At 35.9% G+C, this 5289-nt stretch carries 6 protein-coding genes; 4 read left to right on the top strand and 2 right to left on the bottom strand.

Going from position 1 to position 5289, the window contains the following annotated elements; all coding sequences use genetic code 11:
• Positions 1–106: 106 nt before the first annotated feature.
• Both mqnE and NZ519_11570 read right to left on the bottom strand, forming a co-directional pair.
• Complete coding sequence (gene mqnE / locus NZ519_11575; protein ID MCS7029393.1) at positions 107–1264, bottom strand: aminofutalosine synthase MqnE; 1158 nt, start codon at positions 1262–1264, stop codon at positions 107–109.
• A gap of 206 nt (positions 1265–1470) precedes the next feature.
• Complete coding sequence (locus NZ519_11570; protein ID MCS7029392.1) at positions 1471–1620, bottom strand: hypothetical protein; 150 nt, start codon at positions 1618–1620, stop codon at positions 1471–1473.
• A 188-nt stretch (positions 1621–1808) separates the two neighbouring features.
• Between NZ519_11570 and NZ519_11565 the strand changes: the two genes are divergently transcribed.
• The 4 genes from NZ519_11565 to hpt all read left to right on the top strand — a co-directional run bounded on the left by NZ519_11565 (position 1809) and on the right by hpt (position 5152).
• Entirely contained in the window at positions 1809–1970 is a 162-nt protein-coding gene (locus NZ519_11565) for a DUF2256 domain-containing protein (GenBank protein MCS7029391.1), read from the top strand.
• A 90-nt stretch (positions 1971–2060) separates the two neighbouring features.
• Positions 2061–2621 (top strand): mitochondrial ATPase complex subunit ATP10, encoded by a 561-nt coding sequence (locus NZ519_11560; GenBank protein ID MCS7029390.1) that lies wholly within the window; start codon positions 2061–2063, stop codon positions 2619–2621.
• A gap of 83 nt (positions 2622–2704) precedes the next feature.
• Entirely contained in the window at positions 2705–4606 is a 1902-nt protein-coding gene (locus NZ519_11555) for a GAF domain-containing protein (protein ID MCS7029389.1), read from the top strand.
• Between the two features lie 6 nt (positions 4607–4612).
• Positions 4613–5152 (top strand): hypoxanthine phosphoribosyltransferase, encoded by a 540-nt coding sequence (gene hpt, locus NZ519_11550; GenBank protein MCS7029388.1) that lies wholly within the window; start codon positions 4613–4615, stop codon positions 5150–5152.
• Positions 5153–5289: the final 137 nt, after the last annotated feature.

Raw genomic sequence — 5289 nt, 5'->3', positions numbered from 1 at the left:
CGCAGCACCGAAGCGTTAGCGTAGCCCGTAGCACGCCGACCTTGTGGGCAAAAGCCCACAAGGGCACGCCCAAAAAAGAAAAATTAAAACATTATATTTGAATAATCTAACCTAAAATAGGTATATCCACGGGGTCTTTTACCTCCTCTTGGGAATAGTCATGAATGACATTGTAAAGTGTGTCCCTTTCAATAGGAATAAAACCTGCTTTTTTTATCAAATGTACTAATTCTCGAGTAGTTAAAGCAGGATTCTGCTCCTCTGCCCCTGCCATAGAGTAAATTTTGGTAGTGTCATCAATAGTGCCATCAATATCATCAACCCCGTAGCTTAAACTCATTTGAGCTGTTTGCTTACCAATCATAGGCCAGTAGGCTTTGAGATGAGGGATATTATCCATAAAAATGCGAGCTACCGCATAATTTTTAAGGTCTTCTAACATGTTCACTTCGCTTACTACATGGGAAAGTTGGTTGTTATCATCTCTATATTTGAGCGGAATGAACGTATTAAAGCCATGGGTTTTATCTTGTAAGCTACGCAAACGAGCCATGTGATCAATTCTGTGGTGATATTTTTCTATATGTCCATAAAGCATAGTACAGTTAGAAGGAATGCCAAGTTTATGGGCTGTTTCATGAATAGTAAGCCATTGCTCCGTAGAGGCTTTTGTATCGCAAATTTGACTGCGTATCTCTTCTGCAAAAATTTCCGCACCTCCGCCAGGGATAGAGTCTAATCCATATTGTTTGAGTGCGCGCAGTCCTTCTTCTATGGTCATTTTAGAACGAGCGATCATTACAGCTAATTCTACGGCTGTAAAAGCTTTTACATGAATGCCAGGTAAAATTTTTTTGATTCTTTGGATCATCTCACCGTAGTAATGTACATCCCGCTTGGGATGCACACCTCCCACAATATGTACTTCTGTAATGCCCTTACCTTGATATTTACGAGCAATATTTTCTATCTCTTCAAGCGAATATTCCCACGCCCCCTCTTGACCCGGTTTGCGCGCAAAAGCACAAAAAGCACAGGTGAAAATACAAATGTTTGTGGGTTCTATGTGAAAATTGCGGTTAAAATATACTTTTTTCCCGTGTTTACGCGTACGTACATAATGGGCTAAGCTCCCTAACAAACTCAAATGATTACTCTCATACAACATCAAGCCTTCTTCCTCTGTAATACGCTCGTTCGCTACTACCTTTTCCGCAACAGCTTTTAACTTGGGGTCCTTGATAGATGAAAGAATTATATTCATACCTACAAAAGTAAATACATTTTTACAACTTTCAAAACTTTTTGAAAGTTGCAAAAAGTTGTAAGGCTACGAAGTTAAGACCCAAATTTTCGTTCAAAACATTCCTCGCTATCTTGTTCAAATGGTATTTCTCCTCTATCTACATTAAAGGTCATACTTTTTAAATTACTTCTCTTCGTAGTTATGCCTTAGGTCATCAATACTTATCAGCCGACTATCTCTTTTGAAGTGCACAAAAGTTCAGCCGTTATACCTTCTTTTCCTAATAGATAAGCACTTACTTTTTGGGTAGAGCCTACTATTCCATCAGTGATTAAAGAAGCATCGGCTAATACCTGTGCCAGAGTGTTTTTCATCTCTACTGCACAAGTATTCACTAATTTTCACATATCCTTTTTCAATCAAGTTTCCGAAGGGGACTTTGGTTTTCTTTTTTCAACACGATATTGTAAGGCAAGTTTTGCATGTAAGTAATTGAATATAAAGGATGCATATATTAAAAATTAAGCTGTTGTGTTTTTATTTTATATGGAATTATTGAAATATGAAGATTCAAAAGCCTAGATATACTAAGCCTAACTTGCCCCAAAAAATATGTGAGCATTGTCATCGTCCAATGGTGTGGCGTAAAGCTTGGGCAAAAAATTGGGAACAAGTTAAATATTGTTCAGATAAATGCCGAAAAGAAGCTAAGCGTAAAAAATAAAAAATGAAAAAAATTAACTTAATTTTTTACGATTATTCGACATTTTAAGCACACGATTATGAAAAAATACATTAAATTTGTAAAGTCAATATGAAAAGCTTAGCTTTTTCACTTGTACTGCTTTTTTATCCTGCTCTTTATTTTGCCCAAGTAGGCAAAATTTTTCCTACACTAAGCGGTACTACTTTGGATAACAAAAACATAACTTTACCTACTAGCACAAAAGGTAAATACACTGTTTTAGGTATAGGCTATTCTCAAAAATCCAAGCAGGAACTAGAAACTTGGCTACAGCCTGCTTTCAACACTTTTATTTATGAACCTGAATACGATGCCCAAGTATACTTTGTAATTATGATAGGCGGAATTAAACAGGCCGCAGGAGAAAAAATTGAAGAAAAACTAAAAAAAGAACTGGACCCTGAATTGCATAAGTATGTTCTAGTATACCAAGGCGCACTAGGTAAATATAAAGATGAACTAAATATGACTGAAAAAGAAACTCCTTACTTCTATGTACTAGATCCACAAGGCAAAATTATTTATACTACTTCTGGGGCTTATACCCCAGCTAAAATGGAAGGAGCTACCAAACTTTTACCTGCATCTACAACTGATGATTCTGATGAAAAAGAGGATGAAGAAGAATAAAAATTACTTCTGATTAGGATAGATGTATGCAGCTTAAGATAGAAGAATGTTCAGCAATCATACAAACTTTGCTGAACGAATTTATGGGAAAATTGATTATTACCCGAATTCAAGGCGAAATACTGGCTATTCTGGGCAGCTTACCTATTGATAGTTCTGATATTCAAAAAATTATCTTAAATAAATCAAGCAGTTTTGAATATACAACTGCAGACAATGTAGAACTTATTGTACAGCAATACATTTTACATCAAGCACAAATTAGGTACTACCTTTTGAAACTCAAAACCACAGGTATTCAAAAAGATATATTGAGTCAATTTTTCAATCAATTACCTGTAGGGGTACTTATCCAAACGGTAGATAGAAAAACTTTTTTAGCTAATGATATTGCCATCAACTTATTAGGTGAAGGTATTATAAATCCAAACAAACAAGAATATCCACTTTATATGGAATATACCAACGACATCTACCCTTTCTCTAAACTACCTATGACCTTAGCAGCACAAGGTAAAAAAGCGTATGCTAATGATATTCAAGTATTAAAAAATAACACTCGTATTCCTTTGGAAGTTATTGCTGCACCTATTTATGACTCTCAACAAATACAGTATTTAATTGCCATTTTTAGGGATATTTCTCACCAAAAAGCTATAGAGAGAGAACTACAAGTCAAAACAGAGGAACTTCTAACTAGTAATGAAGAACTCTCACAAAATTTAGAAGAGCTTCGGACGACTCAAGAATTTATGAGAGCACAAACTGAACGACTGCTACGCAAAAACGACATGGTCAATCGCTTTCAGAATGTTTTGAATAATTTTACCAAAAATATTTTGCCCAAAATAGAAACTTACAAGCAAGCTCAAAACTATCTCTCTGAAACTGCTTGTAAATCTCTCAATATATCTCAATGTTCTATATGGAAATATAATGAGCAACTACAAGCACTGGAACTAGAAACTCTATATTCTAATGAAGTTCAAACACATTTGCATTTGAGGTATGTTTTAACTGCAGAGGAGCACCCCTATTTTTTTCAAGCTCTACGTGTTGAGAATGTTTTTATTAGTAACAATGTGTATGAGCATATCTATACTCGTACTCTGTTAGATAGCTACTACAAGTCCATGGGTATTATTTCGGTAATGGTTGTTCCTTTACTACAATCAGGAAACTTAATCGGATGCATTTGCTATGAGCAAAAAGGTAATACTGGACGTTCTTTTGAACCTGAGGAAAGATATTTTGCAAAATCTATCGCAGACCTTTTAGTCATGAGTATAGAAAGTGTTAATAACAAAAAGATGCTTGCTGAATTGAAAGCATTGAACGAAGAAATTATATCCCAAGACCAAGAACTCCGCCAAAATATGGAAGAGTTACAAACTGCCCAAGAGAACTTATACATTCTCAATAACATTTTACAGCAAAAAGAACAAAAACTAAGTACCTACAATCAAACTTTATCTTATCTTACCTTAAAAAATTATGCAGAGTTAAATAATCTGTCAAAAGTTTTTGAATGCATTACAGAAGAAACCTCAAAAGCAATGAACGTGGCGCGGGTAAGTATATGGAAACTCTCTGACGATAACGAAAAAATATCCTGTTTAGACCTATACTGGAACAGCAAGCACGAATCAGGGTTAGAGCTCTATGCCAAAGATTACCCCAATTATTTTAGATGCCTATTTTATCAAGATGCAATAGTAGCTAACGATGCCAGAAATGACCTTCAAACTTCTGAATTCAATGAAACCTATCTCAAACCGTTCGATATTTACTCCATGTTAGACTATCCTATTCGTTTGAGAGGTAAAACCATAGGAGTGATTTGTTGCGAACAGGTAGGGCGAATTACTCGTTGGGAAGCAGAAGATCAAACTTTCTTAAAATCTGTAGCCAACCTTATTTCACTTGCTTTTGAAGCTGATGCTCGCCAAAAAGCTGAAAATACTCTAAAATCTTCGCACACATAAGTACGTATGAACATTCAACTACTAGATAAGAGTTTTACTATATTTATCACACAAGCAGAAATACAGGATAAGATTAAATCCATTGCCGAGCAAATCAATATAGATTTTGCGGGAAAGAGTCCTATTTTTTTACCTGTTCTAAATGGAGCATTTCTGTTTGCATCTGATTTAGCAAAACACATCAAACTTACGTGTGAGTTTGAATTTGTCAAAATATCAAGCTATAAAGGGGAAATTTCCGCCAAGCACCAACCTTTTATCATGTTAGGTGTTGAAGCAGCTACCATTCAAGATAAAGATGTAATTGTTTTGGAAGATATTGTGGATACAGGTAGAACGATTGAAATGTTAGTTCATTATCTCAAACAGCGAAATCCCAAGAGTATTCGCGTAGCTTGTTTGTTTCACAAGCAGAAGCTTTCCCCCAGCATTCATTTGGATTATGTAGGTTTTGAGATTCCAAATGATTTTATTATTGGCTATGGGCTAGATTATGCCAATTTAGGCAGAAATTTGATGGATGTGTATAAGTTAGAAGCAAAATAGTTAATCTTTTTTAATTTTTTGGGCGTGTCCTTGTGGGCGTTTCGCTTGCGCTCATGCCCACAAGGTCGGCGTGCTGCGGGCTACGCTGACGCTTCGGTGCTACGCTTCGCTCCGCACCGTGCTAACGCACGCCCTTC

The organism is Bacteroidia bacterium (assembly GCA_025056095.1).
In the GTDB taxonomy this organism is placed as follows: Bacteria; Bacteroidota; Bacteroidia; order JANWVE01; family JANWVE01; genus JANWVE01.
The sequence above is the reverse complement of the archived record's forward strand: the minus strand, read 5'-3'. Positions and strand labels throughout refer to the sequence as shown.

Excerpts from the sequence above, each read along its gene's own strand:
- mqnE (MCS7029393.1), bottom strand. The coding sequence starts at position 1,264 with ATGAATATAATTCTTTCATCTATCAAGGACCCCAAGTTAAAAGCTGTT.
- NZ519_11570 (MCS7029392.1), bottom strand. The coding sequence starts at position 1,620 with ATGAAAAACACTCTGGCACAGGTATTAGCCGATGCTTCTTTAATCACT.
- NZ519_11565 (MCS7029391.1), top strand. The coding sequence starts at position 1,809 with ATGAAGATTCAAAAGCCTAGATATACTAAGCCTAACTTGCCCCAAAAA.
- NZ519_11560 (MCS7029390.1), top strand. The coding sequence starts at position 2,061 with ATGAAAAGCTTAGCTTTTTCACTTGTACTGCTTTTTTATCCTGCTCTT.
- NZ519_11555 (MCS7029389.1), top strand. The coding sequence starts at position 2,705 with ATGGGAAAATTGATTATTACCCGAATTCAAGGCGAAATACTGGCTATT.
- hpt (MCS7029388.1), top strand. The coding sequence starts at position 4,613 with ATGAACATTCAACTACTAGATAAGAGTTTTACTATATTTATCACACAA.